3 protein-coding genes and 1 pseudogene are annotated in these 5,443 nt (G+C 59.9%); all 4 read right to left on the bottom strand.

Annotation, left to right across the window (positions count from 1 at the left end; all coding sequences use genetic code 11):
* The coding region (gene istA / locus V8324_RS20890; RefSeq protein WP_336421826.1) for an IS21 family transposase at positions 1–845 on the bottom strand (845 nt) is incomplete at its 3' end.
* 342 nt (positions 846–1,187) lie between these two features.
* Entirely contained in the window at positions 1,188–2,171 is a 984-nt protein-coding gene (locus tag V8324_RS20885; protein WP_336421824.1) for a hypothetical protein, read from the bottom strand.
* A gap of 248 nt (positions 2,172–2,419) precedes the next feature.
* A complete protein-coding gene (locus V8324_RS20880) occupies positions 2,420–3,793 on the bottom strand; it encodes a hypothetical protein (protein ID WP_336421823.1) in 1,374 nt (457 codons plus the stop codon).
* Between the two features lie 492 nt (positions 3,794–4,285).
* Positions 4,286–4,915 (bottom strand): annotated as a pseudogene (locus V8324_RS20875) (transposase); the annotation flags it as partial.
* Positions 4,916–5,443 lie beyond the last annotated feature (528 nt).

Below are 5,443 nucleotides of genomic sequence, written 5' to 3'. Positions count from 1 at the left end.
TGGCCACGGACGGTATCGTCCTGGCGCTTCAGGCACCGGTCTTCCAGCCAGTCATTCAGGTCATCGACGCCGTCGAACCGGGGCGCAGGTCCGAGAAAGTTCCGTCGCCCGTAGCCGATGACGCCTTCGACATTGCCTTTGTCGTTGCCCTTTCCCGGCCGACCGAACTTGTCCTCGAACAGGTAATGCGACTGAAGCTCGGCAAAGATCCTGGTGCGTTCCCGCTTGCCGTCGCCGCAGATCTTCGCCACCGTGATCGTCGTGTTGTCATAGAGGATCGACAACGGCACCCCGCCGAAGAACGCAAAAGCTGAGACATGACCATCGCAGAACGCTTCGGCCGTCTCGGCGGGGTAGGCCTTGATGAAAAACGCGTCCGAGTGCGGCAACGCCATCGCGAAATAGTGCCGCTTGCATTCTACGCCGCCGATCACGCCAAGTGCCTCGCCGAAATCCACCTGGGCGTGACCGGGCGCGTGCGACAGCGGGACGAACACTTCCTTTGATCGGCGTTGCTTCTCGCGGACATAATCCGTGACGATCGTGATCCCCCCGGTGAAGCCATGCTCGTCCCGCAGCCGGGCATGGATGCGCTTGGCCGTATGCCGCTGCTTCTTGATGACCCGTTTGTCGTCTTCCAGGATCTGATCGATAATCGGAATGAACGGATCAAGCTTCGGGCGGACAGGCAAAGCAGTTCGCCGATACCCTGGGGGAACGGAATGCAGCAGGATCTTTGCCACCGTTTTGCGGTCGATCCCAAAAAGACGGCCAGCTGCACTTTTGCTCATACCATCAACATGGCACGCCCGACGGAAACGGTTGTATAAGTCCACAGAATACATCTCCCCACCCTCGGCTCGTTCGCCTCGGGTGTCAGACCGCGGAATTTTGCCCCGCGACGCTCAGATCATCCAACCGAGTCCGCTGTCCATTCTGTCTCCGGGATTGACATAGGCGGAACGCTCATCGCATACCCCTTTGAGGGACCGGACAAACATGACTTTTTTCTCTTTCCGATATATATAAAAAAATGTTGATTGAATAGTTGAAGTATAACAGCGCCTTTTGTTTGCTTGAGTGTCATTCTTGTCAGAAAGGCGCGTCAATAAAAGATTCCAGCGATCTACGGCGAAATTTCGCGTCACTCGCATCGTGGATCAATGCGAAGCCGCCTCTTGCTGTGACTATCCCATGATCTGGATCCCGATCCCGATTACGTGCGGGGTGTTGGTATTGTCGGCAAGGCGGAGCGTGGTGTCGCTGTTGCTGCTTGCCACGCTGTCAGTGCCCGGGTGGAAGGCGAAGCCGCCTGCACTGACAGTGCTGCCGCCCTGAAGCGCGGATTTGAACTTGGCGATCTCCGATGACGGACCGTTCAGCGTGACCGAGCGCTTGTAGGCAACCACAAGGGCATTCGTCGTGAGGTTCAACAGACCTTTCTCTCCGAACAGGTCCTTTTTCGCGAGAGGCGAACTGGGCATGATCTGGTCGTCATAGATCGCAAGCATGCTGCTGTCGTACCAGCCACCGGGGTGAATGAAGAACTTGCTCAGCGACTGGGCCTCGTACCGGATCGACATCCGGGCCGCAGAAACGGACGGTGTCTGCGGCCCGGGGCCTCCGGGGGATGGGGCAAGCCGTCTTGCGATGGCGGGCCCAGGAGTTGGCGGGTCGATGCAAAGAAACGGCATTTCGACGCCACCTGAGCCCGGTGGCCGGGGATGTCCGGTCATGCGCGTCGGCGCGGCGGCGGCTGTGACGGGTGTTACCCTTGCCTGCGCCAAGGCCGCCTGGGGAAGCACGGCCGCGGCCATCGGCCCGGCTGCGGACCTGATCGTGAAATCGAGCTGCGGGGCCTTGCCGCCGGTTTCCGCCTGTAAGGCAGCGACGTACCAGGCCGAAAGGCTGGGTGCGATCGTGTATCCCGCATACGGTCCGGTCGCCTGATCCGGCATGCGATATTGCGTCGAGCGGGCAATGGCTGCCTTGACCGGCGGCGAGGGCTTCAGCGCGCCGAGAAAGGCGCGATACATGTCCGAAAAGCCGTTGCCGGGCGTGTACGAGGCCGGCGCCCATGTCGGCATCGGATCGGCCCAATCGAAGATGCTTGCCGCGACCGGTTGCCCCAGATTCGGCGGTGTCGGCGGCAGGCCTGTCGTGTCCAGCATCTCCCAATCCGCGGCAACCAGCCCCGAGGCGAGTTTGAACAGGTTCTGGTCGATGCCGGCATACTGGCTGAGCTCGGCGGTGAACTGCTGCCAAAGGGACGGGGAGGGATCAGGCACGATGACTCCCGAAAAAACGACCTCCGCGACAGGCCGGAGAGGGATCCGCGTTTACGTCGCCCAAGAGATGCCGGAGATGGGTCCGAAGCGTGAAGGACTGCGCGGAGCTGGCCCCGCGCAGTCCCGTTGGGTCAGCCCAGCTTGGTGGGAATGACGGCGATCACCTTGGGAGAGTTGGTGTTGTCGGTCATCGTGATCGACGTGCCATCGGAAGAGACCTTGACGTCCGTGTCATAGTGGCTCTGGCCTTGTGCTGCGTTGGCGGAGGCACTCCAGCAGAAGGCGCCGACGGAAATGCTGGCCGAACTGCTCTGTTGGAACTGGTTGGACAGGCTCGCGATCTGGGTCTTGTCACCAGAGATCGTCACGCTGGGCTTCAGAACCACGATGACCTGCTTGGACCAGATGTTCAGAAGGCCGCCCGCCCCGAACAGCGGCTTGTTCGCAAATGCCGAATTCGGCGAGATATGGTCGTGGAACGCGCTGACCATCGCGCTGTCATACCAACGGGACGGCGAAAAGGTGAACATGCTCGCCGCTTGGGCGGTGTACTTGATCTTCATCCCCTGCACAAGGCTGTCATGGCTTTGCGCGCCTTTGGACTGCTGGTAGGAGGCCGAGGCGGATCCGCTCCAGAGGAAGGCGCTGTAGCTCACGCTCGCTCCGCCACCGGCGTAACTGCTGTCCTCGGTGCCCGACATGTTGTCGTCATCGGCCGACAGCTCGATGTCGATTGCCGGGGCAGAGCCGTTTGCGAGGGTCTGCAATGCGCTGACATACCAGTCGTTGAGCCCGGGTGTGACGCTGTAGCCCGGATAAGTCACGCCGTTGTAAACGAGTGCATTACCGGAGGGCGCGCTCAGGTTGGCACGGTCCTGTGCAGTAACGATCGTCTGGTAGTCCGGCCCGCCGACCGCCGCGAGAGCCTGACGATACTTGGCGGTCTGCGCCTTGACCTGGTTTTCGTCGTTGAGGATCGTCGAGGCCCAGGTCGAGTTGTACCAGCTCTGGTATTGGGTCTGCGCCGATGGCGGGATGCCGGCCTGTGCCGTATTGAACGCCGACCAGTCCGTGAACACCTGCATGCGGTCGGCCGATAGCTTGCTCCGCGCCGTCGTGACATTCGTCGCGTATCCATCAGCGATTTGCTGCAACGCGGCATTGCCCCCTGACAACTCGATCGAGTTCAGAAATGCGGAATACTGGTCGTGGAAATCCAGCGAAGAGGGCATGTAGTTCGGCGCCCATGTCGGCATGACATCGGCCCACTGTTCCAGTGCCGGCACGATTATGCTGCCCTTGGCGGCGGGGTTGGCAGAGTTCGACGGGAGGCCGGTGATGTCCATCACCTCCCAGTCAGCCTGTGTCAATCCGGAGGTCGGCATGACGGTCTTGGGATCGAGCCCTTTGCCGACACTCGTGGCGGCCAGACCGCGCACGAACTTTTGCCACATCACGTCTTCGAGATTACGGGCCGATGTTGTCGTTTCGACTGCGATAGCCATTTCAGTATTCCTTTGGAAGTTAAGTTAGATCTGTTGATTTTTTCGAACCACGGGATATGCCGGGGATAATTCGCGCGTGGCACGATCTCTCTTCGAGCCTTGCAGAAAGCTTCATTCGACTGCACCCGGCAATACTGAGTCCCCTGCCTCACATCGTGGAACCGATGCTAGCCAAGCGGGATCCACAGCCGTAAGCTTGACGGGACGCACGTTTTTTACTTCTATTGATGCCGGAAGTTGAAAGACCCCCGGATATTTTGAGCGTGACAAGAAAACACGCTCATCGTGAACGTTGTTCCAAGGTCGCCCGAGAGTTGAGTCGAGTCAAGGTAATTTCACATTGGCGTGTGTTGACCCTGGTCTGCGCCAGAACGCTTCCGCGGAGGATCGAGCCATCACTTAACTTATGACGTTCATGATTTGAACGCCCCGCCAAGGCATCAATGTGCGAAGGTGGGTCCACGGGGATCGACAATGGCGTAGGGTCTGGACTCATAACCAATAGATGACAGTCGCGGCGAGTGCGATCGCCGAGAGGAAGACCTTGGGGCACCTGTCATACCGAGTTGCGACACGCCGCCAGTCCTTGAGCCTGCCGAACATGATCTCGATCCGGTTGCGACGTTTGTACCGGCGCTTGTCGTATTTCACGGTGGTCTTCCGCTGCTTCCGACCCGGGATGCAGGCGCGTATCCCTTTGTCTTCCAACGCATCTCTGAACCAATCGGCGTCATANGTCGTGTTTCACGGTGGTCTTGCGCTGCTTGCGACCCGGGATGCAGGCGCGTATCCCTTTGTCTTCCAACCCTTCTCTGAACCAATCGGCGTCATGGCCGCGGTCCCCAAGCAGCCAGTCGACCCTTGGCAGACTGCCCAGCATGGCCCGCGCTCCGATGTAATCGCTCACCTGACCGGCAGTGATGAACAAGCTGAGAGGTCGGCCCTGGCTGTCGCAGACCGCATGCAGCTTGGTGTTCATGCCGCCTTTGGTGCGCCCGATCAGGCGCCCACGCCCCCCTTTTTCACGCCCATGCTGGTCGCGGTGCGGTGGGCCTTGAGATAGGTCGCGTCGATCATGACGGTCTTCTCTTCGCGGTGTTCGGCGGCCAAGCCGAAGAGAACTTCTATGCACAGCGCGACGTGCTCGATATGGTCGCGTGAAATGAAGCTATAGGTCTCCGGTAAAACCGGGGCGATTCAAGGCAAGCTCCAGCGCGCGGTCGCAGAAGCACGCAATCTGTTCGAGCGTCGCCTGAAACTGTATGAGCGGGGAATTCTGGACGGCCCTGATGGTGAAGCGAAAATCCTCGAGGCTAAGAACGGCCTTCGCGCCGCGGAGGTGGAACTCGCGGCCCTCGACGAGCGTGACGAGGACATCACCTTCAACCCGGCCACGCCGGCACGGTATGCGTCCGCCTTGCGAGACCTAGTTACTTCGCTCACTTCACCGGATGGTAAACCGGACAGCACGGCACGGGATACGGTGAGGGATCTGGTCGCAGAAATTGTCGTCTCTCCGTCAGAGGACGATGGTATCCCCGTCGAGGTCAAGGGGCACCTAACAGGCTGCTGAAGAAGTCTGGCGAGAAGAATATTTTCCCGATCATACGGGTTTCAGCCAGACGGTTTGCGGGCGACGGGCCACGCCTT

This window comes from Roseovarius sp. D22-M7 (genome assembly GCF_037083785.1).
GTDB lineage: Bacteria > Pseudomonadota > Alphaproteobacteria > Rhodobacterales > Rhodobacteraceae > Roseovarius.
This window is presented reverse-complemented; position numbering and strand designations above follow the sequence as displayed.